22 protein-coding genes are annotated in these 25,292 nt (G+C 39.0%); 4 read left to right on the top strand and 18 right to left on the bottom strand.

The window, feature by feature from the left end; translation table 11 throughout:
• Positions 1-152: 152 nt before the first annotated feature.
• The 8 genes from A3I5_RS0107455 to A3I5_RS0107420 all read right to left on the bottom strand — a co-directional run bounded on the left by A3I5_RS0107455 (position 153) and on the right by A3I5_RS0107420 (position 9,415).
• Positions 153-1,379, bottom strand: a complete 1,227-nt coding sequence (locus A3I5_RS0107455; RefSeq protein WP_018373978.1) for an MFS transporter — start codon at positions 1,377-1,379, stop codon at positions 153-155.
• Positions 1,380-1,713: 334 nt separating this feature from the next.
• Entirely contained in the window at positions 1,714-2,580 is an 867-nt protein-coding gene (locus A3I5_RS0107450) for a helix-turn-helix domain-containing protein (RefSeq protein ID WP_018373977.1), read from the bottom strand.
• Positions 2,581-2,664: 84 nt separating this feature from the next.
• A complete protein-coding gene (locus tag A3I5_RS0107445) occupies positions 2,665-4,089 on the bottom strand; it encodes an ABC transporter ATP-binding protein (protein WP_018373976.1) in 1,425 nt (474 codons plus the stop codon).
• Positions 4,077-4,769: an energy-coupling factor transporter transmembrane component T gene (locus A3I5_RS0107440; RefSeq protein WP_018373975.1), complete on the bottom strand. Its 693-nt coding sequence runs from the start codon at positions 4,767-4,769 to the stop codon at positions 4,077-4,079. Before A3I5_RS0107440 ends, A3I5_RS0107445 begins: the two co-directional genes overlap by 13 nt.
• Positions 4,769-5,350 carry an MptD family putative ECF transporter S component gene (locus tag A3I5_RS0107435; RefSeq protein ID WP_018373974.1) on the bottom strand — a complete coding sequence of 194 codons (582 nt, stop codon included), beginning with the start codon at positions 5,348-5,350 and terminating at the stop codon, positions 4,769-4,771. Before A3I5_RS0107435 ends, A3I5_RS0107440 begins: the two co-directional genes overlap by 1 nt.
• Before the next feature lie 10 nt (positions 5,351-5,360).
• Positions 5,361-7,082: an ABC transporter ATP-binding protein gene (locus A3I5_RS0107430; protein WP_018373973.1), complete on the bottom strand. Its 1,722-nt coding sequence runs from the start codon at positions 7,080-7,082 to the stop codon at positions 5,361-5,363.
• Positions 7,066-8,820, bottom strand: coding sequence for an ABC transporter ATP-binding protein (locus tag A3I5_RS0107425; protein WP_018373972.1), 1,755 nt, complete (start codon positions 8,818-8,820; stop codon positions 7,066-7,068). The genes A3I5_RS0107430 and A3I5_RS0107425 overlap by 17 nt, the downstream gene beginning before the upstream one ends.
• Positions 8,807-9,415: a TetR/AcrR family transcriptional regulator gene (locus tag A3I5_RS0107420; RefSeq protein WP_018373971.1), complete on the bottom strand. Its 609-nt coding sequence runs from the start codon at positions 9,413-9,415 to the stop codon at positions 8,807-8,809. Before A3I5_RS0107420 ends, A3I5_RS0107425 begins: the two co-directional genes overlap by 14 nt.
• Positions 9,416-10,167: 752 nt before the next feature.
• Between A3I5_RS0107420 and A3I5_RS0107410 the strand changes: the two genes are divergently transcribed.
• The 3 genes from A3I5_RS0107410 to trhA are packed head-to-tail and all read left to right on the top strand — an operon-like array spanning position 10,168 to position 12,187.
• The gene (locus tag A3I5_RS0107410) at positions 10,168-11,019 is read left to right on the top strand and encodes a metallophosphoesterase (RefSeq protein ID WP_018373969.1); all 852 of its coding nucleotides are present in this window, start codon (positions 10,168-10,170) and stop codon (positions 11,017-11,019) included.
• A 60-nt stretch (positions 11,020-11,079) separates the two neighbouring features.
• Positions 11,080-11,553 carry a DUF1836 domain-containing protein gene (locus A3I5_RS0107405; protein ID WP_231869681.1) on the top strand — a complete coding sequence of 158 codons (474 nt, stop codon included), beginning with the start codon at positions 11,080-11,082 and terminating at the stop codon, positions 11,551-11,553.
• A complete protein-coding gene (trhA, locus tag A3I5_RS0107400) occupies positions 11,540-12,187 on the top strand; it encodes a PAQR family membrane homeostasis protein TrhA (RefSeq protein WP_018373967.1) in 648 nt (215 codons plus the stop codon). Before A3I5_RS0107405 ends, trhA begins: the two co-directional genes overlap by 14 nt.
• A 249-nt stretch (positions 12,188-12,436) precedes the next feature.
• Here trhA and A3I5_RS11805 read toward each other — a convergent pair whose 3' ends face one another.
• The 6 genes from A3I5_RS11805 to tgt form a co-directional block, all read right to left on the bottom strand.
• On the bottom strand, positions 12,437-13,231 hold the full coding sequence (locus A3I5_RS11805; RefSeq protein ID WP_018373966.1) for a DUF2785 domain-containing protein: 795 nt from the start codon (positions 13,229-13,231) through the stop codon (positions 12,437-12,439).
• A gap of 72 nt (positions 13,232-13,303) precedes the next feature.
• Entirely contained in the window at positions 13,304-15,991 is a 2,688-nt protein-coding gene (locus A3I5_RS0107390; RefSeq protein WP_018373965.1) for a cation-translocating P-type ATPase, read from the bottom strand.
• A gap of 225 nt (positions 15,992-16,216) precedes the next feature.
• Positions 16,217-16,603, bottom strand: a complete 387-nt coding sequence (locus tag A3I5_RS0107385; protein ID WP_018373964.1) for a YwiB family protein — start codon at positions 16,601-16,603, stop codon at positions 16,217-16,219.
• Between the two features lies 1 nt (position 16,604).
• Positions 16,605-18,311: a DNA polymerase III subunit gamma/tau gene (gene dnaX / locus A3I5_RS0107380; RefSeq protein ID WP_018373963.1), complete on the bottom strand. Its 1,707-nt coding sequence runs from the start codon at positions 18,309-18,311 to the stop codon at positions 16,605-16,607.
• Positions 18,311-18,811 carry a GAF domain-containing protein gene (locus tag A3I5_RS0107375; protein WP_018373962.1) on the bottom strand — a complete coding sequence of 167 codons (501 nt, stop codon included), beginning with the start codon at positions 18,809-18,811 and terminating at the stop codon, positions 18,311-18,313. Before A3I5_RS0107375 ends, dnaX begins: the two co-directional genes overlap by 1 nt.
• A gap of 49 nt (positions 18,812-18,860) precedes the next feature.
• Positions 18,861-20,003: a tRNA guanosine(34) transglycosylase Tgt gene (gene tgt / locus A3I5_RS0107370; RefSeq protein ID WP_018373961.1), complete on the bottom strand. Its 1,143-nt coding sequence runs from the start codon at positions 20,001-20,003 to the stop codon at positions 18,861-18,863.
• Between the two features lie 335 nt (positions 20,004-20,338).
• Here tgt and A3I5_RS0107365 point away from each other — a divergent pair, with 335 nt between their 5' ends.
• Positions 20,339-21,187, top strand: coding sequence for a DUF975 family protein (locus tag A3I5_RS0107365; RefSeq protein WP_018373960.1), 849 nt, complete (start codon positions 20,339-20,341; stop codon positions 21,185-21,187).
• A 301-nt stretch (positions 21,188-21,488) separates the two neighbouring features.
• Here A3I5_RS0107365 and A3I5_RS0107360 read toward each other — a convergent pair whose 3' ends face one another.
• The 4 genes from A3I5_RS0107360 to A3I5_RS0107345 are packed head-to-tail and all read right to left on the bottom strand — an operon-like array spanning position 21,489 to position 25,211.
• Entirely contained in the window at positions 21,489-22,238 is a 750-nt protein-coding gene (locus tag A3I5_RS0107360; protein WP_018373959.1) for a PHP domain-containing protein, read from the bottom strand.
• A gap of 11 nt (positions 22,239-22,249) precedes the next feature.
• Positions 22,250-23,884, bottom strand: a complete 1,635-nt coding sequence (locus A3I5_RS0107355; protein WP_018373958.1) for a hypothetical protein — start codon at positions 23,882-23,884, stop codon at positions 22,250-22,252.
• Positions 23,877-24,578, bottom strand: coding sequence for an ATP-binding cassette domain-containing protein (locus A3I5_RS0107350; protein ID WP_026216985.1), 702 nt, complete (start codon positions 24,576-24,578; stop codon positions 23,877-23,879). The genes A3I5_RS0107355 and A3I5_RS0107350 overlap by 8 nt, the downstream gene beginning before the upstream one ends.
• A 6-nt stretch (positions 24,579-24,584) precedes the next feature.
• On the bottom strand, positions 24,585-25,211 hold the full coding sequence (locus tag A3I5_RS0107345; RefSeq protein WP_018373956.1) for an alpha/beta fold hydrolase: 627 nt from the start codon (positions 25,209-25,211) through the stop codon (positions 24,585-24,587).
• Between the last annotated feature and the right edge of the window lie 81 nt (positions 25,212-25,292).

Genomic DNA, 25,292 nt, shown 5'->3' with positions numbered 1-25,292 from the left:
TCTAACTCTGGATAGCCAAGCAAGTCATATTAGCTTATCATTTTGATAGCACCACAAATTTAGTTTATCAATAAGTTGTAAAAAGACTAGGGCAAACACTCTGCCTTAGTCTTATTTTGCTATAAAATTTTAACAAACCTATGACAATCGACTTAATCTAAATCTTTAGTACGATTCAGAATAAAAAATACAACCATAATAATGATTAGTAAGGCTACTGAGGCTGATTTAAAGCCAACCGTACTAGCCACACCGATAATTCCCATTGTGATAACACCCGGTATAACAAGACTAACTGCAGCTAGCCCTGATTGCACGGTTCCTATCATATTTTCCGGTATCAACGTAAACATATACTTGCTTATGCGAGGACTAACAACTCCTACAGTAACTGCACAAAAGAGAGATGAAACGAGTACGACTAAGTAACTTTCATAAAAAAATCCAAGAACAATAGCCAGTCGCGTTAACTGACCAATAAATAGCGTCAGTCTCGTAGAAAAAGTTTTCAAATAAGAACCGCTCAAGAGATTTCCCAAAACTGATCCAAGAAAGAGGAAAATAGACAAAATAGCAATAGACTGCGCTGTTTCTAGTGAATAAAATGGAGAATCCAATAGTAGCAAAGTAGCCATAGGTAGAAGGCTACTCAGTATCACTTGACTAAAAACAGATATCAGTAAAAGTTCAATAATGACTGGATATTGCTTCAAAGCTAGCAAGGACGTTTTTATATGGTTGACTAGTGACTTTATGGACGTCTTTTTATGAACGACATCTATACTTTCTTCAACTTCCATGAGATGATTTTTTATGGTTAGTATTCCCAGTAAAGCGATCAAAAATGTTAGTGCATTCACTGCAACAAATGCTTCAATTGATAAAATACCAATTAGCAGAGCGCCAACCGTATTACTGAGAACATTGACCGTATTCGCCGTAGCTTGTCTAAAGCCCATTGCTGATGTCATATCTTCATCGATAACTCTTATATAAATTGGTGTTATCATGGCGCCCGCAAAATAGCTTAATGTATCTGAAATGATATTGATACTACAAATCACAAAAACAGTGAAGAGGTTAAACTCACTACTTCCTATTATAATCGTTAATAGCGCATATAATGCAAATTTGATACCAGCAATAACAGTATATTTTTTAATTCTGTTGTTTTGAAAATCAGCAAGAGCACCCGTAAAGACTTGTAAAATTTGAGGAACAGTTTCCGAAATTGTAATACATAAAACGGCTAGCGGTGCAAAAGCGTACGGGGAAACATAATTTATTAAGGCCAAATAGAAAATGGTGTCTCCAAATGAAGAAATCCATTGGTTTATTAACATCGTTCTGTAATCTTTATTTTTAAAAAATATATTCATCACAACACTCTCTACTTTCTACAGCTCAAACGTGAACGAGTAGCCCAACAATACCCAGTAAATACCCAAAGTTCCGACACCAAAATCAAAATAATCCTCATGCCTATTTTCACTTTGAAAAACCAATAAATTATTTTTTCGGTAAATCCCGTCTTAAATTTCCTAGATTTATTTTAGCACCTTAAAATTACATTTTCAATACTTTATATAAACTTTTTTTATTTTTTTTTGATTTTAGTATCTTTTAGTATTTTTTTGTTACCTAAAAAGCGCCAACTTATTCAAACTATAAAAAACGAGACTGAGTACGTCCCAGTCTCAATAATGGCTATTCTTAAAAATTTTCAGCTAGGTAATGTTCTACTGTTAAAGCCATTTCCTGATTTTCATCTAAGTTTTTGTACAAAAAATACGCCTGCTCAAAATAGTCTTTGACTACTGCTTTTTCCGAAAAATTCTTACTAACATTTCCCAACAATATATACAAATCTGCAAGTAAATACGTCGTTTTATAATCTTTGCACAGCTTAATCGTTGCTGTAAGTCTTTTAATGGCCTGCTCTACATCCTTTTGTAGCCATAAGTAGCGACCTAAATTATAATGAAATTTTATAGAAAGTTCCAATTCTTCTATCGTTGTCAAGCTAAGTTGTTGTATCTGATTAGCCAATCTTTCTTGAATTGATTCAAACTTGACTAAATTATCTGTATCATGGTAGAAATTAAAAAGCGTATTTGAAATTTGAAGATAGTTTAAGTCTATTGTAGTGAGCGACTGTAAGACTTTCTCCAACTTCAGAGTTGCTTCCTCTTTTCTGTTGTAGAAATAAAAATCAACCAAAGCCCCTATCCACTCCATGTATATTTTATCTGACAGCGATAAACGGTGTGAAGTCTCTTTCTCCAATTCATAAATATATTTCAGTGACTCATATTTTCGATGTCCGATAAAAGTCTTAGCGATTTTTTTAAATTCAGTAAGCTCTGTACTTTCGTTTGAAATTTGTTCGTCAAAGAAGTAGTCCATGCTAACATTGAGCTTTTTCGCTAACTGGTGTAATAATTCTGAACCTGGAGTATACTCCCCATTTTCCAACCGGCTGATTTGACCTTGTTTACAAATCCCTTCAGCTAATTCTTTCTGGGACAATTTCAATTCTTTTCTTCTGTCTTTTATTCTAGTTGCTAGTAAAGTTCTCATGATCACTCTCCCTATTCTTTACATTACTAATTTTCATACTTATTAAAGCCCTATGTACATATTTTTGTCTTATTAAATTTCTTTTTATTTCATTTGAATATTAGTGTAATGATTATTAGTATTATCCATTGCTTTAAAGTCCTCTAAATTAAGGACTGCATCCGCTACCTCATTTAGGAATTCAGTGTCATGAGATACAATGAATATGATGTTTTCTTCATTACTCATTTCTTTAATCAGCGTTGCAATCTTTAGCATATTGTTATAGTCCATTCCACTTGTTGGCTCATCAAAGTACACGAAGTTGGAATTTTTGCACAAAACAGAAGCGATTGCCACTCTTTGTTTTTGTCCACCTGATAAGCTCATAGGATGCCTATCCTTTAATTCATTCAGTCCAAGCCCTAAAAGAACTCTATCTGTTTTCTCCTTGCTTAAATCCCTAACGCCTAATTTTAATTCTTCCTCAACAGATTCTGTAAAAAGCTGATGATTTACATCTTGCATAACTAAGCTAGAGTTTTTTGTTCTTTCTTTTTTGCTTAGCTTTTGGCCTTTAAAAACAATTTCACTTTTATCTTTTTTATTTAACCCTGTCATTACACGTAAAAAAGTTGATTTCCCACATCCATTTCTTCCAACAATGCCATAAATTTTGCCCAAATTAAAAGATACATTATCAAGCCTTAGTTCACATTTATCTTCAAAATCAATCTTCATCGTTTTAATCATGAAATCCTTACCCGTTGGTCTTTGACTTTTCGTTAAAGGTGTCTTTTGTCTTGAACGAAGTCCATATTTAATCAAATACTTGCTTGACAAAGACAAAAATTCTTCTTTACTAAAAGTTTGATTTATTTTTCCTTGTTGAATCAAATAAACACGATCTATTAAATCCATTAAGTAGTAAATTCTATGTTCTGCAAGTATAAGTGTTACATTTTTATCTTTTAGAATTTTAAGCATATCTGTAAGAACTTCAATATGTTTATCGTCTAAGTTTGATGATGGCTCATCAAGAACTATAATTTTACAACCTGAAATATAGCAAGACGCCACACATAAAATTTGCTTTTCTCCACCGGATAATTCAAAAATACTTCGTCCCAGTAAATGCTCTATAGGAAAAATCTTTAACATTTCTTCCATACGAGCATCCATCTCTTCTTTTGACACTCCTATATTCTCTAAGTAAAACAAGAGTTCAAGTGTTGTATTAACATTAAAAAAATGAGTTTTTGGATTTTGAAAAACACTGGCTATTACTAAAGATATTTCATACAGCTCCAAGTCTTTTATTTCTTTATTGTTTACCTTGATGCTTCCTTTGCTACTTGCATTTTCAAAGGCAAGAGCCAAACCGTTGATTGAATTAATAATGGAAGATTTTCCACTTCCACTTTCACCAGTAAGTAAAATACATTCTCCCTCTTGAGCAGTAAGAGAAATATCATCTAAAACCTTGTTGTTTTCCCCATAGAATAAGGAAAGATTCTTTATTTCAAGCATAACCACCCTCCTACAACTATTGCTGTCATCATTAGAGCGTAAAGAAAATCAATTACACCAACACCTACTCTAATATATCTTGTCTTCTTTATAGGATTGGCAATACATTTTGTTTCTGCTGCTTTTGATATATCATCTGCAATATTTGACGAAATAATTAAAAGAGGTACAGCTACATACTCTAAGTATTTCAAAGGATTTTTTGTCTCTATTCCCCTTATTTTCATTGCCATTTTGATACTATTCTTTTCTTCCACAAAAGATGGGAAAAAACGAAACATAACCGCAACAGGTATAGATATAGCACTCGGCATTTTTAAAATATCCATAGATGAAATAATACTCCCTACATCTGATGTTTTAATCAAAAATTTCCCTGCAATATATGGAATATAAAACATACGAAGCACAAAAATTAAAGAAAAAAACATCTTTATTACAAATGGTAACTGAGCTAATATCTTAAAAGTAGGTGCAAGGAATAAGATGCCAAACATAACTATATTTTTTACTGCATCTTTTTTTAATCCATTCATGAAATACATAATGGAAATTATAATTATGACTGTCCACTCCAAGACAGGATGAATTGAATGTACAACAGTCAGACCGAGCAATCCCACAACGAAAAATTTCGTTATGGGATTAGGATTAAGTCTATTGTTATTCACAGCCCACATTAAACAATACCTGCTTTTTTAAAGTGTTTCTTAAGAAGTGCCTTTCCAATATATGCTCCGATACTTCCACCAACAATAGCACCAGCGTAAACCAACGCCATATGTGGATAGGTGATTAACTTTTCTAAAGCATCTACATATTCCTTACCCATCATCATTGATAATTCAATATATTTTTCTTTTGCCCATAGCATTTGCATAAGCGATCCGCAAATCCATGTATTAAAAACCGCAAAAGCAAGCATATTGTACTTGAAAGACTTGTAGCCACCTGCTCTTCTTATCATTTCTGCAATAAACATTATGGTAATAGCATGAACGGCTATTATATAGGTATGCCCCATAGCAAACATTAATAATGGAGAAAGTACTCCTAGTATAAATAACGCCCAAGGTTTTTGTACCTTTGCCATAAATAACATAACGATTGTACCCGTTACAATACCAAGAAGGGTTGGATATACTAAGAATAGAATTGGAACCATTCCTATCATTCCCACTCCAAACATCACAATAAAGTAAATAACTGCAAATACACCTATAGTAACTAGATCTTTGATTTTTAGTTTGTTTTCTTTCATTTTCTTCCTCCTAATAGCTAAATTCTTCTGCTAATTTTGTTTTTTGAATTAAGTTTTTATATACCTTTGAGGTCTCTTTTAGTTCTTCATGTGTTCCCTCTTTTTCAACAAATCCATCATCAATAACAACAATCTTGTCGATATTCTCAATGGATTTTAGTCTATGGGAAATAATAATGACAGTTTTATCTTTGATTAGCATATTTAAGCTATCTTGAATTTTCTTTTCATTATCAACATCAAGACTAGCTGAAATTTCATCAAGGATCAATATTGGGGCATCCTTTAAGAAGGCTCTTGCAATGGATAATCTCTGTCTTTCTCCACCTGAAAGCTCCGCTCCATTTTCTCCAATTGGCGTATTAAAACCTTCAGGAAGTTTTTCGATAAAGTCCATACAATTAGCAAGCTTTGCTGCCATTTTGACTTCTTCATCCGTTGCAGTTTCTTTACCAAGGCGAATATTTTCTAAAATACTTGTATTAAATAAGGTAACATCCTGAAATACTATAGAAATATCTTTGAATAGTGAATCCGTAGAAATGTTTTTAATATCTTTTCCATCTATTAAAATACTTCCTTTATCATAGTCATAAAGCCTTGATATAAGTCTTAAGATAGATGTTTTACCTGATCCAGACGCCCCAACAAGAGCTGTAACCTCACCTTGCTTAGCAGTAAAGCTTACATCCTTTAAAACCTTTGTATCTTCATCATAAGAAAAGGCTACATTTTTAAATTCGATGTTATAATGACTAAAACTTGTATCTTCTCCACCTTGAATAGGTGAATTCTTCATTTCCTTTATACGTCTTACTGCAGGCTCAATATAAAACATTTCAATCATTCCTTCTTTCGAAATATCAAAAAGTTCTTTTACCTTGATGGTTCCAATGATGTATCCAATTAAATATAATAAGCTAATTTCTCCATGAATGAGCAAGTTAATGCCTACTGCTATAACTACAGCAACGCTTATATATGAGAAAAGTGAAGATACCCCTAAATCCAGCATTGAGCCAAGCTCTATGTTGAAATGAATTTTTTCACTTTCTTCCATTCTTTTATATAAACCATTTTTGACCTTCTTAGACTGATTAAAACTACTTATTTCCTGTTGTAATTCAATGGTTTCCTGAAACAAATCGGAATTATCTCTCAAAATATGGAAATATCTATCATAAGCTTTTTCTTTTCGCCTCCTTGCTAAGGGTATAAAAGCAAAACTAATCAATGTTGGTATAATAGCTGCAAGTCCTAGCTTCCAATTTCCTATTACCATCATTACCCCCATTAATGGGAAAAATATCAGCATTCCCACAACTTTTGGAATAGAATGGCTCATAGCATGTTCGATTCTTTCCACATCAGACATAATTGCCTGTGATAAATCCGATAGATTATGTTTAGAAAAGTACGCAATCGGAAGATCTGCTAAATTTTCTGCTATTCCCTTTCTTAAATCAGCTGATTCTTTGTAGGTCGCATTATATAGACTTACATACTCATTTGATAAAAGAACATACATAACCCCTAGTGTTATCACAGCAACACTGATATATTGCCAAATACCTGTCACATTTCCTAAAATAAGTTGATTTGAAAGTGCCATTAAAATAAGCATAGGTGCCACATTAATGACATAGGTCAAAAAGCAACAATAAGTAGCTTTTGTTAAATTCTTTGCACCTTGCTCAGACAAAGAATAACGCTTCTTATAATAATTCTTCATTTGACACCCTCCAATCATTAGCAGTTTCATATAGGCTAACAAGTCTACTGTATAAGCCTTGTTTCTCCCTTAACGTTTTATTATTGCCTCTTTCCATAATTTTTCCATTTTCTAAGACAAGTATTTCGTCAACATTAGTAATGCTCGTTATTCTATGAGCAATCATAATGACAGTTTTATCCTTCATGAGATTTTTGAATGCTTTTTGAAGTTCATATTCATTATCAGCATCAATAGATGCACTTGCCTCATCCATAATGACAATCGACGATTTTTTAAGAATTGCTCTTGCAATTGCAATCCTTTGTTTTTCGCCACCTGATAGATATACTCCTTTTGTACCTATAATTGTATTTTCTCTATTCCTAAACTTAGAAATAATTTCATCACAACCAGCAAGACTCATCGCCTGCATCACTTCTTCTCTGCTTGCCTTTTCATCTGCCAATGCAACATTTTCATAAATGGTCTTTTTGAATAATTTACTATCTTGAAAAACAAAAGAGATATTTTTAATAATTGCTTCTTTTGTATATTCCTCCAATGGATAACCACCTATTTTAATCGTTCCACCATCCACTTTGTAAAATCCAGATAGAAGTTTAGCAATTGTCGATTTACCTGAACCAGAATGACCAACTAATGCATATGTTTTTTTCTCCGGCAAAGCGAAAGATAAATTTTCTAATACCTTGTTCTCACCATAAGAAAAGCTCACATTATCAAATTCAATTTTTGAATTTTCAAATTTTTCTCTTTTTCCATACGAAAGCTTATTTTCTTGCATTTTCTTATAAAGATTTTCCAAGTTATCTACTGCATAATTTGCCGAAAATATATTTTGACCTGCCCACATAATTTTCATAAAAGCCACCATCATAACACCGCTTAAAAAGAAAATCATAATGAGTTCTACCGCAACCACTTTAGGTTCGCTTAAATCGCCTAAAAAGAAACTTAACGGAATTGTGATAATTGCAATCAAGCCTAAAAATATAAGCTGATATGTAACATAAGGTTTTTTACAAGAAATCGAATAGTTATAGGCATATTTTGAATAATTCATAATCGCTTCATGAAGCGCTTTAAAAGTTTTAATCTTATTTCCAAATATTTTTACTACCTGCATACCTCTTACGTACTCAACAGTTTCACTACTGAGTTTTCCGAGAGAATCTTGGTATAATTTCATAAACTCGCCATTTCCCATCATGCCTTTTAAAATAAGACCGCTTACAATGCTTAGGGTAATAATAACAACACCCACTCGTAAACTAATAGCAAATGCTAATATGAGGGCAAAAATTGGAACTAAAAATGCCTGTGTATTATCAGGTAACATATGAGCAACTGCCATGTGTGTATTCACTGCATTATCATCTATTGTTTTTCTTATAAGCCCAGATGAATTTAAATCAAAGAAGCGGAAACTTGCGTCCGTTAATCCATCAATTCCTTTTTTTCTTAAATTGGTCTCTAATCTAAAAGCAAGTTTATGTGATACTAGCCCTGACAAAAGATAAAGAACAGCACTTAATGTTAGATAACTAACGATTCTTATAGAATGTATACTCGCATGTTCAAAATTGCCACTTACCACAATATCGTTGAAAAACTTATATATATAATAGTAGCCATATACCATAAAAAAAGCTGAAATGCCTGATATAATAATTGACAAATATCCGATTGGCTTTTCATTTGGTACATAGGAAAATAATTTTTTATAAACCTTCATTTTTTAACTCCTTTCCATTTTTAAATATTAAAATAAGCATTTGTTCTAATAGATTTCTATTTTTCTTGAAGTTTTCTCTAGCTTCAAGAACATCAGAACCAAGAATTATTGCATTAATAAAGTCTGTTACAAATTGAAAGGTATCGAGATTAAATAACCGGTTCGGAGCACCTTCAAAAATTATCTTACAGCTTTCTTTTGACTGTTCCTGTAACTCCACCATAAGTCCTTTAAATTCAGGATTTCTTTTGTTAGCAATTAAAAACTCAATATAAAGAGGCATATACGGATTATCGTCAAGCATTTTATCCACCAACTCCTTTGCCATAAGCTCATCACTTACAAATTGATTATCTGTCCCCATATGATCTTTGATAATTTTGTTTCTATATTCAATACCAAAAATCATAATGTCCTTAAAAATTTCAAGCACACTGCCATAATAGTGGTAAACTCCACCCTTAGATAAAGTTGTTCCAGCAATAATTTCTTCCATGGTTGTCTTTTCAAAGCCTTTTTCCATGATAACCTTGGCCGCCGAATCCACAATCTCTTTTTTTCTTTCGGCTTCGCTCAATCTTTTAGCTGCACACATTTTTCTTCCACCTTCCCATTACCGACGATACCGTCGGTATTTTATATTATACATCACTTAGCGTTATCTAACAACCCCTTTTTTGAAACTTGTTATCATAAAAAAAAAGAGACCGACAGATTTTACTCTGCCTGTCCCAATACTTACCTTTTCCGAAAAGTCTTTTAATAGTTCTCTAGATTTTTTATATCTTGTTTTATATCTTACATAAGAGCTAGATGAGATGTTTTTCCATTTTGGCCACTGAGTGAATCGTCTATTGAAATAAAGACCATCGTCTACAAGGCTATCTTCAAAATACCCATCATAGTTAAAAGAGGAAAATAAAAAAGAGAACTATGCTATGACAGCATACTGAGTCCTCTCAAATAAACAAAAACGATCCCATAACCTGCTTTATTTAGTTTTGAATAAGCGCTAGAAAATAGGCAATAAAGAGCAATAACCGCACAAAAAATAAGTAGCCTGTTTGTCTAAACTAAAACCATGTGGGGATTTTTTCATGCGAGCTCTCCCTTTGTATTACTATCATTTTATCATGTCAAAAAAAGAAATTCAAATGCAATATTTCAATATAGCAATCAAGAATTTTAAAGCATTGACAATCTATCTGGCCATGGTGCTAGTGAGATTTTCTATGATTATAGGCGCTCTAAAGCTACTAAAACTCATCAATATTAAACAAGCCACATGACGTTGGAAGCCTTGTTTCCCGACTTTATCACTAACATGTTTTCTGATATAATACCCTTATGACCAAATTAGCGATTATGAGTGATTTGCACATTGATGTGAATCATTTTGGAAATTTTGAATTAGAGACTTTAGTATCTGTCCTGAAGACTGAAAAGATAGCTCATCTCCACATAGCTGGTGATCTTTCTAATGACTTTAGGCAAATCACGAGACCGTTTCTTGATGCCCTGTCGCAGGACATCTCGCTGTCCTATAACCTTGGAAACCACGATATGCTTGGAATGACAGAGAGGGCTATTCAGACCATGGACGGTCAAGTGATTGACCTTGAGAGCAAATCCTTGGTTCACCTAGCTGGCTGGTATGATTACGGTTTTAATACCTCTAAGACGGAGTCTGAACATCTGGCTAGCAAGAACTTTTACTGGTTTGACCGTAAACTAGACCGTGGCTACACGGATATCGAGTTGGCAGAACAGAGCCTACAGAAACTTGAGGATTTATTGCAGCACGCGCAGCCGTCCACTATTGTAGCTATGCACTTCGTCCCACATGCCTCTTTTATCCCAGTTCATCCTTACTTTGCACGCTTCAGTGCCTTTCTAGGCAGTCCGAAATTTCACAAGGTCTTTCTCAAATACGGTATCAAAAACGTTGTTTTTGGCCATTTACATCATAAACACGATGAAATCATTGATGGAATTCATTACCAAGCTAGGCCTCTGGGTTACAAACGAGAATGGCAGATGGTCCAAGACTTTCTGAAACTATATCCGCATTATGTAGACGGTCCAACTTATGAACTTGCCAAGCGCTATCGCACGATCAAAGATTTGCCAGAATTTCAAACATTCTACAGGGAGCATTTGGCCAAGGAATTTCGACAGTCTATGACTATTTTTCATTAAAAGCAAGTTCCGACTTGTTTTTTTATTTTCAAAGTTATATAATCTAGTTATAAAAACTAGATGAACGGATTGTTTATAATGAAAAAACTTCCCTACTGGTCTGATTTACCCGTAATTGAGCTCTATCTGGATCAGGTATTGCTTTATGTCAATGACACGACTAGCCTGCTTTTCAATATCAGTGACCAAAAGCCCCTGACCGCCTCCATGGTCAATAACTATGTCAAACACGGCTACGTCAAGAAACCAATCAAGAAAAAATACGGTAAAACTCAGCTGGCACAACTCATCGCTATTTCGCTGTTAAAAGAAGTTTTCAACATTCAAGTCTTGACAGAAACAATGATGACACTTGCTGAGCAGCATGACAAAGAAAGTCTCTTTGACGCTTTTACATCTTGTCTCAATGCAGAAAATCTAGAAAACATTGACATCCCAGAAGTTGTTGAACGTGCTTGCGCAACCTTGAAACTCTATTACTCTACACTTGATTTATTAGTGCCACAGGAGGACACCACCCATGAACATGACTAAACTCAGCCGCCAACTGACCTTCGGTGAGGAAGTTGCTAACAGTGTGACCCACGCTATCGGCTCCCTTGCCATGCTAGTTCTCTTGCCGATTTCTGCGACCTACGCTTACCAGCACTATGACTTAAAAGCTGTTGTGGGCATGTCAATTTTTGTCATCAGTCTCTTTCTTATGTTTCTTTCATCAACGATTTATCACGCTATGGGCTACAACACCCCTCAAAAGTATATTTGCAGGCTAATTGACCATAGTATGATTTACATTGCTATTGCTGGTTCTTACACACCTGTCGCTCTCTCCCTCATCGGTGGTTGGCTGGGCTATACTATCATTGGAATTCAGTGGGCGATCACGCTCTTTGGGATTTTTTACAAAATTTTTGCGAAACAAATTAACCCCCGCTTTAGCATGGCGCTTTACCTGATTATGGGCTGGATGATTATCCTTGTCATTCCTGCTGTTCTGGACAAAGCTCAACCAGCTTTTAGCATTCTCATGCTCTTTGGTGGTCTTGCTTATACCGTTGGCGCCATCTTCTATTCTCGCAAACGCCCTTATTCTCACATGATTTGGCACCTTTTTATCTTGCTCGCATCTGTCTTGCAATACATTGCCATCGTTTATTTCATGATTTAAAAGTCATCAAACACTTCATAAGAGTCTAGCTATCGCTGATTGAGTCAAGAATGGTACAGTAGTTCAAATGATATGTCGCTTACGAAAAACTCTTGCCCTGTACCTATATCAAAAAAACGAACAAAGATTAGATTTCCATTTCTGATAATCAATCTTTGTTCGTTTTTGTATCTGTTTTAATTAGTGAGGATTACTATAAAAAATTTCCACATTAAAATCTTTCTGTTCTTGGTTCTTTCTCATTCTCTACTAGAGAGCAATCCATTTGTAAAGCGTTGCTTTGGCTGATTGGTCTAATTTCTGAGCTTGGTCAAGATCAACGTAAATCGTCAGGGCAAACAATCTGAAGGAGAGGCGTCTGTCATAATCTAGATCACTCTCTAAAGGTAAATTCAATTGCTCTAACCATCCCAGTACTGGTTCAATTTTTACCTTTCCTGATAAAATAGGTCTAGTCACTACTGCTGCAAGGCGCAACTCTTCATCACCCAAAAAACGTCTAGAGCGATTTTTAAAAAGATATTCCAAAATTTCTAGGACTTGCTGAAAATTTTCCATAGAAAAATCTGGATGCACGACCGCTTCTGCCAGTAAATCTGCCCCATGAGCAAAGGCATGAACCCAACCGTATTCAGAATGAAAGGCCGTATCATCCTTTTCCACTTGCAAATAATCCAGCGCAGACTGCAAGAGATACACTCGTGATTGGTCGTCCAACTGTCCTTTGTAAATCGAACCTTCTCTAGCATCTGCCCAAAGGAGGAGCACTTGTAGAAGAGCTGTGAAAGACCGCTTCAAGGTCGCCTCACCGTGCTTATCAAGCTGAGCAAAAAGAGTGTGCTTCTCACGACACCAGTATCCCAAGAGTTGAAACTGCTCAACTGATAGACTCTCTTGATCTAACATCTTACAAAAACTGAGATAAACCAGATTATCTCGAATATCAGGATCCCAATGTCCGATATTTTCCAAACACCAAGCTAATTCAGCCTGATTATAGGTAGACTGGTTTTGAGATAGTTTTTCCTGCAAAATATTTTTCATCAAAATAGCTTCCAATCTTTAAAAGTAGCAGCTGGGGAACCAACTGCTACTAGTATATCATCATCCATCACCTTAGATGGCTTTTTTGTCCTGACCAAGGATACGTTGGATGAATTTGACAATTTCCACGAGGGCAAACATGGCAAAACTTCCGGCTACAACAACAAACCATTGTGACAGATCAAGGTGTGTCACATGGAACACTTCTTCCAAGAATGGCACGGTCAATGTCACTATCAAGAGCAGAAGAGAGCCGATGATCGCCCAGTTAAAGGTCTTGTTCTTGAATGGTCCTACCGTAAAGACGGATTGGTAAACGGACTTAACATTAAAGGCATGGACTAATTGGATCAGACCAAGAGTCGCGTAAGCCATCGTAAGAGCATCAGCATGAATCTCACTATAGGTTGAATGAACTGGATTGGCAATCGCATAAGCATAGACGCCAAGTACCAAAGCCGCTTGGAAGATACCTTGGTAAGCAATGGCTCCCAGTACACCACCTGAGAAGAAACTAGAATTCCGTCCACGAGGTTTGTGTTTCATAACACCAGGTTCTGTTGGCTCCATACCAAGCGCGATGGCTGGAAGGGTATCTGTTACCAAGTTAATCCATAAGAGATGGACTGGCTCAAGCACGTCCCAACCAAAGAGGGTTGCCAGGAAGATACAAAGGACTTCTGCTGTGTTGGCTGACAGCAAGTATTGAACTGTTTTTTGGATATTAGAGAAGACCTTGCGTCCTTCTTCGACAGCAACGATAATCGTTGCAAAGTTGTCATCGGCAAGAACCATGTCAGAAGCACCTTTAGATACTTCCGTACCAGTAATCCCCATACCGATACCAATGTCAGCTGTCTTCAGGGACGGCGCATCGTTAACCCCGTCACCGGTCATGGCAACAACCTTACCTTCATTTTGCCAAGCCTTGACGATACGAACCTTATGCTCTGGAGAAACGCGAGCGTATACGGAGTATTGCTTGAAGACCTTTTGGAATTCTTCATCAGTCAGCTCGTTAAGCTCAGCGCCTGTAAAGACATGGTTTTCAGTGTCGTTTGGATCAATGATACCGAGACGTTTGGCAATTGCTTCAGCTGTATCTTGGTGATCCCCTGTAATCATGATTGGACGGATTCCAGCTTCTTTTGCGACACGCACCGCTTCTGCAGCTTCTGGACGCTCAGGGTCAATCATCCCAACTAAACCTGCAAAAATAAGGTCGTTTTCAACAACTTCTGAGGTCAATTCAATAGGAACTGCTGAGTCATACTTATAGGCCATCATGAGGACACGAAGGGCTTGTTTGGCAAGAGACTTATTGGTCGCTAAAATATCTTCACGATCTGCATCGGTAATCGGGCGAACTTGACCGTCAACGTCAATCTGGGTGATCCGTTTCAGGAGTTGATCAGGAGCTCCCTTAACAGCAACAAAAATGCGGCCATCTGCTTCTTGATGCAGGGTAGACATGAGTTTACGGTCTGAGTCAAACGGGATCTCAGCCACACGGGGCTCAGCTTTAAGAGCACTACGGACATCAAAATCCTTGTCCCAACCAAATTGTACCAAAGCTGTTTCAGTAGGATCACCGATCAGTTTGCCTTCTTGGTCAAACTTGGTATCGTTGGCAAAGTTCATGACGCGAAGGGTCTTGCTGTCATGAGAAATTGGCTCAGCAGCGTCAGCCATAGTACCGTTTTGGTAGATTTTCTCAACGGTCATCTTGTTCATGGTCAGTGTACCTGTCTTATCAGATGCGATAATCTCAGTTGACCCAAGGGTTTCTACTGCTGGTAACTTACGGATAATGGAGTTCCGTTTGGCAAGAACCTGCGTCCCCATTGAAAGGACAATGGTAACTACGGCAGGAAGACCTTCTGGAATCGCTGCAACCGCAAGGGCAACCGCCGTCATCAAGGATTTGAGAGGCGCTTCACCACGAACAAAGACCGATACGACAAAGGTAATTGCAGCAATAACCAAGACAGCATAAGTCAAGACCTTAGACAGCTGATTCAGGTTTTGTTTAAGCGGTGTATCAGACTCATCAGCATTGGCCAACATGTTTGCAATATGACCAACTTCGGTAAACATACCCGTATTGGTCACCACACCAAGACCACGGCCATAGGTAACGTTTGAGTTCTGATAACCCATGTTCAGACGATCCCCAATACCAGCGTCCTCCGTAAGCTCTACTGATAAGTCTTTGTCAACTGGCACAGACTCACCTGTAAGGGCTGATTCTTCGATTTTAAGAGAATTAGCCTCCAAAAGACGCATATCCGCTGGCACAACATCGCCAGCTTCCAACATGACAATGTCCCCAGGAACTAACTCTTTTGAATCAATTTCCTTGGCATGGCCATCACGCAACACGCGCGCACTTGGGCTTGACATGGACTTGAGTGCGTCAATAGCTGCCTCTGCTTGCCCTTCTTGGTAAACACCAAAAGCAGCGTTGAGGACAACTACTAGAAGGATAATAATGGCATCTGTCAAGCCATGTACTCCCTCAGTTAACACTGAAAGGCCAGCAGCCGCTAAGAGGATGATAATCATCAAATCCTTGAACTGATCCAAGAATTTTTGGAAAACTGTGCGTTTCTCATCTTCTTGCAATTCGTTACGGCCGTAAGCAGCTAATCGCTCTTGCGCTTGGGCACTTGTCAAACCTTGTGGAGTTGCTTCAAGTTTTGACAAGACTTCTTCTTCGGATAAGGTATAAAACTTATCTCGCAATTGTTCTTTTGACAATAGTCTTCTCCTTTTTCTAGCCTCTTTTCCAAAAGAAAAGAGACCTGTTTTGTTAAAACAAGTCTCGCTGTTTAAGATCATGCCGGAAAAAATCGGATTGACGACATAATCACGACTCGACTGAGCCGTCGCTACTCCCTTGATATAAAAGATATTATACCATTCTGAGAGGGAAAATCAAGTCAAGAAATCTTTTTTTCGTGTTTTTACATAAATTTTCAAACTCTATTTCCATCCAATGACCATTTTGTAGGATGCAAAAAGCTGATTTCCCTCTAGTGGTCTAAGATGATAGTGCAGACTGAGCTGCTGAAGAGATAGCTCCAGCTGATAGTGATGCGTGTCTGTGACAAACTGCTGGATCCCCATTGGTGTTGGCAAGCTGACAATGGCTTTCTGATCTTTGACAAAACGCATAATCGACTTAGGCTCTGAGAATCGCGTCATGACCAGCTCTGTTGCATCAAACTTGAGAACGACCTTTTCTTTTTCATCATTTTGATAAAGAAGATAGGTCTGCCCATTTTTTTCCTGAACTTGAACATCAAACTCTTGGAAAATGACTTCCATCTCTTCATCGATTTGAATCTCATTTCGCAAGTGAATTTTCATTTTAGTCTTCCTTTATTTCGATGCTATCAGCCAGAAAGGCAAAATTTTCAGGAATATCACTTATTGTAGCCTCTGTCTCTTCCGTCTGGCTGCTAGTATTTAAGCCAGCGGTCTCTTCACTTTTTTTACCACGATTGCTTGAGAATTCGGCGCGGATTTCTTTCCAATCTTCCTGGGCAATTGCCAAAATTTCGGGTGAAAATCCTGCCGCCTGACTGAGAATATTGCCAAACATGATATTGAGATTATCGCGTTTCATGGTCTGCTCCGCGTTAAAACGCGATTCAAAGGCTAAAATGGCATGGTTTTCGTTGGCAGCCACGGGTTGCGATCCTGTGAGGAGGGCACGATCAGCACCAGATAAGTGTTCAATGACTTCTGACCAAGCATTTTGCAGACGGGTTAAGTTTTCACGTGCAAGCGTTGGGTGCTCAACGGCTTCTTCCAAAATGCGGTTAACCTTGCCACGGTCAACCTGATAACCACCGCGCTTAGGCGTAGGCGTCGGCTTTGAAGCTTGCGGTTGAGAAAGACTCATGGGATTGGATTTGACCGTTTTTAATTGCTCCTGTAGGGCTTTTACTTGGTTTTGTAGAGTTTCAACTTCTGTCAGAAGAGTTGGAGAGACGCTATTGCTATCCCCCACGAAACTTTCTGCCAAGCGAATGGTCATGACTTCTGCGTAAATTTTCGGTTGTGCACTGGTCTTGATTTCTCGAAGCCCTTGATTAACCGTATCAATGTAGGCAAAAATCTGCTCCTGATCCATGTTCAAATTCTCTAAAAATAGCTCTGAAACTCTGACTTTATCAGAACCTGACTTGGCCAACAGCATATCACGAAGATAGATGAGGAGATCCACCGCAAACCGGTTCATACTCTTGCCCTCTGTAAAGATCGTTTGGAGTTGGCTAAGCGCTTCCTGAGTATTTCTAGCTATAATAGCTGAAACGTATTGGTCAAGAGCTTTTAGACTGATAGATCCTGTGATTTCCTCGACCGTTGCTAGTGTTACTGTGGCGTCTGTCGATAAGCTGAGTGCCTGATCCAAAATGGATAAGGCATCACGCATGCCTCCTTCTGCCCGACGGGCGATCATAGCTAGGGCGTCGTCTTCATAGCTGACCGTTTCCTTGTCTAAGACATGAGCCAAATGGTTTTTGATGGAGTCTGTCTGAATGGCCTTGAACTCAAAGCGTTGAACACGGGAAAGAATTGTCGCAGGAATCTTATGCAACTCTGTCGTTGCTAGAATAAAGACAACATTCTCAGTTGGTTCTTCCAAAGTCTTGAGCAGAGCATTGAAGGCACCAGTTGACAGCATGTGAACTTCATCGATGATATAGACCTTATGCTGAGCCAAACTGGGAGCATAGGTCGATTTGTCCCGAATATCACGAATTTCATCGACCCCGTTGTTGGAGGCTGCATCAATCTCAATGACATCTTCTAGGCTGCCATCTGTGATACTCTTGCAAATGTAGCACTCATTGCAGGGTTCACCGTCTTTTTGATTTGGACAATTCATGGCCTTAGCAAAAATTTTTGCAGCACTGGTTTTTCCTGTTCCTCGAGGACCAGAAAAGAGATAGGCGTGACTGATTTTTCCAGATGACACGGCCTGACGCAGAGTCGTTGCGACGACTTCCTGACCTACCATTTCTTCAAATGTCTGACTACGGTATTTCCGATAAAGGGCTTGATACATCAAATGCTTTCTCCCAATCCAAACAGGCTAAAGTCCCAGACGGTTTTCTGAACCAGCAGATGGACAAATTTCTCCAAATATTCCTGATCAATGGCATCATAATCCGCTTTAAGACGTGAATCCAAATCAAGAACACCCAATAAGCGATCGTTCTTGAACATGGGCACTACAATCTCGCTCATCGCTGTTGAATCACAGGCGATGTAGTTTTCATGCCTTGTCACGTCATCAACAATCAGGGTTTGGCGTTTAAGCGCAGCCTCCCCGCAGACACCCTTGCCCAGACTAATATGGACACAAGACACGCCACCTTGAAAAGGGCCCAAGATGAGTTCAGTCCCATCAAAAAGATAGAAACCTGTAAAGACAGAATTAGGTAAGGCTTGATTGAGAAGAGCTGAGGCATTGGACAAATTGGCCAAGGCATTGGTCTCCCCATCTAATAAAGCCTCTAGCTGAGCCAAAAGTAAGTCATAATGAGCTTTTTTAGCTGAAGTCATCCGCTTCCTTCCTTTCTAAGATACAGTAACTACAAACAAGAAGCATTTCTTAAAAATTACGGCCGTTTTTGCCATAACCGTACTTTTCCATAAAATCCTGACGAAACTCAAGAAGATTGTCATCCATGATGGCCTGACGGACATTTTTCATAAGGTTTATTAGGAAATAGAGATTGTGGTAACTGGTTAAACGAATGCCGAAGGTCTCGTCAGCCTTGAGCAGGTGGCGAAGATAGGCACGGCTGTAATTTTGACAGGTATAGCAATCACACTCTGGATCAAGCGGGCCAAAATCCTCAGCAAACTGAGCGTTTTTGACTACCAAGCGACCACGACTGGTCATGGTTGTTCCATTGCGGGCAATTCGAGTTGGCAGGACACAGTCAAACATATCTACACCGCGAATAACCCCATCAATGAGAGAATCAGGTGCTCCTACTCCCATCAGGTAGCGTGGTTTATTTTCCGGCAAGAGCTGTGTAGTGAAGTCTAGCACAGCATTCATCTCCTCATGGGACTCTCCAACTGCTAGCCCACCGATAGAGTAGCCAGGAAAGTCCATGCTGACCAAGTCTCGAGCCGATTGACGGCGGAGATCTTCAAAACCAGCTCCCTGAACGATACCAAAGAGCCCTTGGTCATGGGGACGACGATGAGCCTTGAGCCCGCGCTCAGCCCAACGGCTGGTCCGCTCGATAGAGTTTTTCACATAATCATAGGGTTGGTAAAACTGCGGACACTCGTCAAAAGACATCATGATGTCTGACCCTAGGTTATTCTGAATGGCAATGGCCTTTTCTGGTGAGAGGAACATCTTCGAGCCGTTGAGATGGTTTTTAAAGGTCACTCCTTCCTCAGTAATGTTACGACTGTCAGCCAGAGAATAAACCTGAAAACCACCGCTATCGGTTAGAATCGGTTGATCCCAGTTCATGAATGTGTGAAGGCCACCTGCCTTAGCCACTAATTCGTCTCCAGGGCGCAGCCAAAGATGATAAGTGTTAGCCAGAATGATGCCAGCTCCCATCTGCTTGAGTTCTTCAGGTGACTGGGTTTTAACCGTCGCTTGTGTGCCTACCGGCATAAACATCGGTGTAGGAAACGTGCCATGTGGAGTGATAATTTCCCCAAGACGCGCACCTGTGTGCTTTTCTTTTTTGATCAATCGGTATTGAATCGGTGAATCTGTCATTTGTTTGCTCCTCCTAGGAAAAACAGTCCTAGTTAATATTCAGACTTGATTATACCATATTCTTGGGTGATAAGCATTTACTTTAAAAGTAAATTTTACTATAATAGAAACTATATTTGAGTAAAAACAGCATTGTCTCAGACAAGTTTATAGTGACACTGGATTTGGGCTGCTAAAGGAAGCAACCGCTATTAGGTGACGTGTCTAAGTGAGCTCATTCATTTGAAACAAAAGTAATAATCTGTATCACAAGTAAGATAACTTTGACTCAGGAAATCAGTTTTTGTTTCTCCTGTCGTGCTGTTTCTCAAAATTCATTTCTAGGAGGAGATTTTATGGAAAATTATGATATTCGTGAAAAGGCCAGAGAGGCCTTAGCAAACTTAAAAGGGAAATACCTTTTATTTCTCATTCCTATTTTGGTGCAGATCCTCAGATTTGTTATCCAATACACTCTCAATGATCGAACAGCGTCACTTGGTACTTCACCTGAGGAGATAACAGCGGCATTAGAAGCCTCCACTTCCACCTTGACTGTCAGCTTCTTTTCAGGCCAAATTTTTAACCTGATCCTAAATATTCTTATGGCATTCATCACGCTAGGTGCTCTATGGACGATGCTTGAAGTCATTCGTCATCGAAAAACAGAAGTCTCTTTCAAGGATAGCTTAAAAACTTTTTCAGAAGACCATTTTGGAAAAGTATTCGTCACCTTTCTTCTAAAAAACTTATATCTTCTTTTGTGGTCACTACCAGCTATCCTAGGACTTTTTAGCTTTGTAATGGGTGCTACTTTAATTGCTTTTGACTATATCAGTCAAGGCCGAATCAGCCCCTATTCTGAAATAGCAGGCTGGATGATGCTTGGTGGATTTGTTGTCATGTTACTTGGTTTGATTCCTCTGATTATCAAATCCTACAGCTATGCCATAACTGAATTTATCCTATTTGACCAAATTGAAAATGGCTCCTACACATCAGCCAATGCCTGTATCACAGCAAGCAAACACCTGATGAAAGGCTATAAGTTCCAACTTTTCCTATTGCAATTTAGCTTTATCGGATGGTGGCTCTTAGTTCTTGTGACATTTGGCTTAGCTGGATTTTATGTTATCCCGTACTTCCATACCGCCCAAACTGTCTTCTACAACGAACTCACAAAACACCTTCAAATCGAATTTTAATCCAAGATATGAGGGCGTGTAAAAAGCGACTGAAAAACAGGAAATCTGACGAAGAGTGCAAACACTCTAGGAAGATTTATCTTTTTTCCGAGCTTTTAGCCCGTGTTCAATTCCAAGATATAAAGCCCGTTAAAAAAACGTTGAAAAATGGCGGTAAGGCAGGGAGTGAGACGGAAGTCGATTTCATTGAAATCACGGCTTCTGTCTCGCTCCCTTTTCTAATCTCTCATTTACATTCTTATGCCTGAGGAAATTGAGGGTGAACTAGCTTGCTTTCAGAAAAGGCATACCAGATTGCACTTTATTTTAGGATGGCTTCTTCTCCTATCCCAAATTCCTCCAAAAGTGCTTCTATTTTGTCAAAGGCTAAACGAAAATGCTCTAACTTATGGCCATCTGATCCAATCGAAATGCGACTACCACCTAAACTGCTAATCAGGGTCAGCGCATAGCGGTAGAGATGTTCGTGGCCATAGAGGTACATAGATTTGCTATTGAGTTCAAAAGCTAGCTTGTGATCGATCATCTTTTGAAAAATGCGGAGGAGTTGCGCTTCATAGACTTGCAAATCTTCAACAGTCAGCTCAAAAACACGAAAGCCATAATCAAAATGAGCTAGAACATCTGCCTCGACCCGCCCAATGGCGGTCTCAAGCTGGTCTAAATAGGCTGGAATAACACTGTGAGCTGGCTGAGCTTTCATGTAAGGGTCTAGGTAATCGTATTGACCATTGTGGTGAACAGAGAGAAGTTTCAAATCATAGTCCTTATCTGCCAAGTAGGCCAGTAAGTCGGCTTCCCGAGGGGCATAATAGCCGATCTCAATCCCGCGCTTGATGCGAGAGCCATAGATAGCTTCCAGCTCTGCTATTTCTCGACAATAACGCTCATAATCAGGGACATCATCCATCAGATGCGAAGGGTCTGGATAAGGGTTTGAGAGATCTAAATGCTCGGTCGTTACAATCTCACCAGAATAGTGTTCCAAATACTCAGAGAAATTCGCTGTCGCGTCGTAAGAAAAATTAGTGTGAAGATGATTATCACGCATAGAGACTCCTTTCACTGCCTGAGGCGGAAACGTTTTGGGGCAAATCGCATGACAGCCCAAAGGCCAATAGGGACGTAAAGCCCCATAATAATGAGAGAACCCCAGAAAAAACTAAGTGGCGTATCCTCATAGATACGATAAAAATGGAAAGATAGCCAGTAAACCAGCCCGTTGATAGCTTGGTAGGTAAAACTCTTGGTCTTGAGCGACTCGGTAAAGGGCTGAATCAGGTAATAGAGAATCAGGTGGTGTAGACTGAAAAAGAGCATCAGCACCGTTTCTAGTCCCGACAAGAGTGCCAAATCGAGCAACGACCGCCCACCTGCAATGATGTATATGACTGCTAGTCCAGCTAACACAATCCCAAGCAAAGGCAGATGCAATCGTATCACCTTGACAAAGCGGATTTTCAGGGCCGTTAACACCTGCTCAGGCTGCCGGTAAAAGGGGTATTTAAGCAACTTGCGATCCAAATGGTAAAAGCAAAAACGCGTAAAGGTTTCTCCTGAGTAAAGCAGATAGCTGACCGCCAGACTAAAAGGAAAAACATAAGGCAAAAGCTCTGTAAATGTTCCTGGTTTATCAAGGTCAGCAAAATTCACTGCCCAAAGGGTCAGCCCTACTCCTGCTACCATCAAAACGCTGATGATCGTTTTCCTAATCTGCATTTTCTTTTTCAAATGCGGACCTACACGATCGTAAAAAATCTGATTAAGATAGGTGATACCAGTTGTCGTCCGATGGGAAACTGCTCTATCAGCTAAGGAAGACAAATCATAGTCAGCCTCCTTGACTTGCAAATCAGCTGTCGCAACTGCTTCTTGATCCGTAGTCTTGAGCTCTGTAATCAGGAGTAGTCGCTCAGCTATTTTGTCAATCAAAGGCGTACGCCACAAGAGATAGCTACTGACTAGTATCAGGAAAAATCCCAGCAGTCCAGCGCCTTGGCTCGTTATCCAAGCTAAGGGCTGGGTATAGCCGATCAAGAAGAGAAGCACTCCCAGTATAGGAGCAAAGCCTGAGATAGTAATCATCACTGCAACAGGACGCTTGGCTGGCTCAGTCTTGTCCAACTGGTAAAGATGCAATATAGCATATCGGAGCAGCACTCGGACACCTAGAGTTAAGAGGGTAAAACACCAAGCCTTAGTCAGCGGCTCACCCATGAAATGGCAAAACCACATTAAGCCAAAAGAGAAGCTGACTAAGTAAAGCGTTTCTAAAATCAGCAACTGAAATAGATAATAGTGACGTGCTGTCAAACGAAAAATCTTAACCGCAAGGATACTGTCCTTATCATTATTAATCAGGCTTGCTTTTATAGCAGAGCCTATGAAGAGACTAAAGACCAAAAGCAAGAGCCAGAAGTTCTGAACCTTATCTAGGATAGCATAGTCTAATTTTTCTAGAACAACAGAAACTCCTGATAATACCAACAGATAAAGGAAACTATTGAAAAAGGGCGTGAGAACGTAACGAATGATTCCCAAAAATCGCAAGACTATCTTAGCAGACTGACCACGGTAAGCACGACCACTAATGAGATTTCCTAACCAAGGAATCTTTTGCAACCAATAGATAACCATGTTATAGGACTGGGCGATTTTGAGATTCCAGAGAAAACGAAATAGTTTAGCATTAGTCATGGGCAGGCCTACCTTGCAATTCCTCTAACAATTTGGCTTCAAAACTTGGATCATGAGCATCTAACTGGAGGTCATACAACTTTCCATCGCGTAGGAGAACAACCTCATCACAAAGGTCTGTGGCCAGCTGCAAGATATGTGTTGAGAGCAAAATGACTCGACCTTTTTTCAAGGTTTTGAGCAATTTTTTCAGTTGAATGCCAATAACCACATCAACTGAGGTCAGCGGTTCATCAAGCAAGATAATCGGTGGCTGCATGATAAAAACGGTGAGGATAGAGAGTTTGCTTTGCATCCCACTAGAATAGCTCTTGATAATGTGGTGACGATCTTCCTGACCAATCTCAACCATATCCAAATACTCGTCAGGTGACAGACTGTCGGCTGTACCATGTAAGTCCAGGAAGAACTGAACAAACTCGTAGCCTGTCAGGAAATCCGGTAGATAATTTTCTGCAAAAACCATGGCAACGTCAGAAACCGCTAGCGGTCTGCTCCTACCGTCCGCAGTCCAGACCACTTGGCCTTGATCGGCCTCAATCTCATGATTGAGAATGTTGAAGAGTGTCGTTTTCCCAGCCCCATTTCGCCCCAGAATCCCCGTTATCTTACCTGCTTCAAAGTTATAGTCACACCCTTGCAAGACTGATTTATTTTGAAAGGCCTTGTGAATGTTGGTGAGTTGTAGCATGATGTCTCCTTATTGATTCAAAAGTGCCATAAATGCTTGGACTTCTTGAGAAAGCACCACTGGAAAATCCTTATTGAGGGTGTGATTGCCCTCAGGTACTATTCTAAATTCTCCCTGTGGCGCTAACTGCGCAATCGTCCGAGAAGTCTTCAGATTTATCTTATCCTTCTCTCCACAGATGGTTAAAACTGGTTTTTGAAAATCCTTTAAAGCTGCTGTCATATCTAGGTCTGAGATAGACTGGTAAAAGCTGATCAAAGTCGCTTTATCCAGTCCTTGTTTTTTGAAAAAGCTAGCAGGCAAACACTTAAAAGCCAGACCCTGCAAGCGATAAGATAGATTTCCCATCAACTTGTACTGACCAGCTGAAATGATGAGACCTTTAAGCAAAGGCAACTTTTCGTTGATAAAGCTAAGAGCGAGCATTCCACCAAGAGAAAGACCGACCAAAACAAAGGACTCTGTCTGAACATTTAACACTGCTAAAACTTGCTGTCGCAAGAGGTCAAAGTTATCTGGCATTTGACCATTCGGAAACAAATCTAAGGCCAAACAATCCTGTTCAGGCAACTCTGCTATCACCTTATCCCAGCTGTCTTTGCGCTGACCAAGACCATGTAAAAAAATCAATTTCATATTGTTCTCCTAATAATAAGATACAAAGGGCGTGTAGAAATGCGATGGAAAATAAGGGAGTGACCGATGAGTCCAAAGACT

It is taken from the genome of Streptococcus merionis DSM 19192 (genome assembly GCF_000380085.1).
GTDB classification, from domain to species: Bacteria; Bacillota; Bacilli; order Lactobacillales; family Streptococcaceae; genus Streptococcus; species Streptococcus merionis.
Note: the sequence above shows the minus strand (reverse complement) of the source record. Positions and strands in the feature narration are given on the sequence as shown.

Coding starts and splice junctions, on each gene's coding strand:
- A3I5_RS0107455 (WP_018373978.1), bottom strand. CDS start 1,379: ATGAATATATTTTTTAAAAATAAAGATTACAGAACGATGTTAATAAAC.
- A3I5_RS0107450 (WP_018373977.1), bottom strand. CDS start 2,580: ATGAGAACTTTACTAGCAACTAGAATAAAAGACAGAAGAAAAGAATTG.
- A3I5_RS0107445 (WP_018373976.1), bottom strand. CDS start 4,089: ATGCTTGAAATAAAGAATCTTTCCTTATTCTATGGGGAAAACAACAAG.
- A3I5_RS0107440 (WP_018373975.1), bottom strand. CDS start 4,769: ATGTGGGCTGTGAATAACAATAGACTTAATCCTAATCCCATAACGAAA.
- A3I5_RS0107435 (WP_018373974.1), bottom strand. CDS start 5,350: ATGAAAGAAAACAAACTAAAAATCAAAGATCTAGTTACTATAGGTGTA.
- A3I5_RS0107430 (WP_018373973.1), bottom strand. CDS start 7,082: ATGAAGAATTATTATAAGAAGCGTTATTCTTTGTCTGAGCAAGGTGCA.
- A3I5_RS0107425 (WP_018373972.1), bottom strand. CDS start 8,820: ATGAAGGTTTATAAAAAATTATTTTCCTATGTACCAAATGAAAAGCCA.
- A3I5_RS0107420 (WP_018373971.1), bottom strand. CDS start 9,415: ATGTGTGCAGCTAAAAGATTGAGCGAAGCCGAAAGAAAAAAAGAGATT.
- A3I5_RS0107410 (WP_018373969.1), top strand. CDS start 10,168: ATGACCAAATTAGCGATTATGAGTGATTTGCACATTGATGTGAATCAT.
- A3I5_RS0107405 (WP_231869681.1), top strand. CDS start 11,080: ATGAACGGATTGTTTATAATGAAAAAACTTCCCTACTGGTCTGATTTA.
- trhA (WP_018373967.1), top strand. CDS start 11,540: ATGAACATGACTAAACTCAGCCGCCAACTGACCTTCGGTGAGGAAGTT.
- A3I5_RS11805 (WP_018373966.1), bottom strand. CDS start 13,231: ATGAAAAATATTTTGCAGGAAAAACTATCTCAAAACCAGTCTACCTAT.
- A3I5_RS0107385 (WP_018373964.1), bottom strand. CDS start 16,603: ATGAAAATTCACTTGCGAAATGAGATTCAAATCGATGAAGAGATGGAA.
- dnaX (WP_018373963.1), bottom strand. CDS start 18,311: ATGTATCAAGCCCTTTATCGGAAATACCGTAGTCAGACATTTGAAGAA.
- A3I5_RS0107375 (WP_018373962.1), bottom strand. CDS start 18,811: ATGACTTCAGCTAAAAAAGCTCATTATGACTTACTTTTGGCTCAGCTA.
- tgt (WP_018373961.1), bottom strand. CDS start 20,003: ATGACAGATTCACCGATTCAATACCGATTGATCAAAAAAGAAAAGCAC.
- A3I5_RS0107365 (WP_018373960.1), top strand. CDS start 20,339: ATGGAAAATTATGATATTCGTGAAAAGGCCAGAGAGGCCTTAGCAAAC.
- A3I5_RS0107360 (WP_018373959.1), bottom strand. CDS start 22,238: ATGCGTGATAATCATCTTCACACTAATTTTTCTTACGACGCGACAGCG.
- A3I5_RS0107355 (WP_018373958.1), bottom strand. CDS start 23,884: ATGACTAATGCTAAACTATTTCGTTTTCTCTGGAATCTCAAAATCGCC.
- A3I5_RS0107345 (WP_018373956.1), bottom strand. CDS start 25,211: ATGAAATTGATTTTTTTACATGGTCTTGGTCAGCGCAAAGACAGCTGG.